At 33.3% G+C, this 457-nt stretch carries 1 protein-coding gene; it reads right to left on the reverse strand.

What is annotated here, in order from left to right:
• Positions 1-119: 119 nt before the first annotated feature.
• Positions 120-457: transposase (locus Q0829_RS27510; protein ID WP_298549305.1), on the reverse strand; the 338-nt coding region annotated here is incomplete at its 5' end.

A 457-nucleotide genomic window follows, 5' to 3' on the forward strand; every position in this document is an offset into this window, starting at 1 on the left:
TAACAAAGAACTGAGGTAAAAAACAAATAAATTCTTCCTTAATCTGAGGCATTATTTTTCTAGGCTCATAGATTCAAAAATTAGAATCTTTGAGTTTTTTTATCTTATTTATTTTCTATTTATCTAGGCAATATGGAAACGTAAGTTTCATCGTATGGCCTGCCAGATTTCGCAATAGCAAAACACTGTTTAAGTAGTTTATTAGCTACTGCTATTAATGCCAATTTCTTGCTTTTTCCTTTGTTTACTATTCGCTCATAAACCGCATTACACGCCCTGTTATGTTTACAAGCATTAAAAGAGCATAGAAATAATAGATTACGCAGTTTTCTATTACCTACCTTACTTATTCGTGATCGACCTCTAACGCTACTCCCTGACTCTCTTATCATTGGGGTTATTCCAACATAACTACAAAGCTGTGCTGAAGTTTCAAACTTAGAAAAACCATCGGTCA

Origin of the sequence: uncultured Aquimarina sp., assembly GCF_947492405.1 — a bacterium.
In the GTDB taxonomy this organism is placed as follows: domain Bacteria; phylum Bacteroidota; class Bacteroidia; order Flavobacteriales; family Flavobacteriaceae; genus Aquimarina.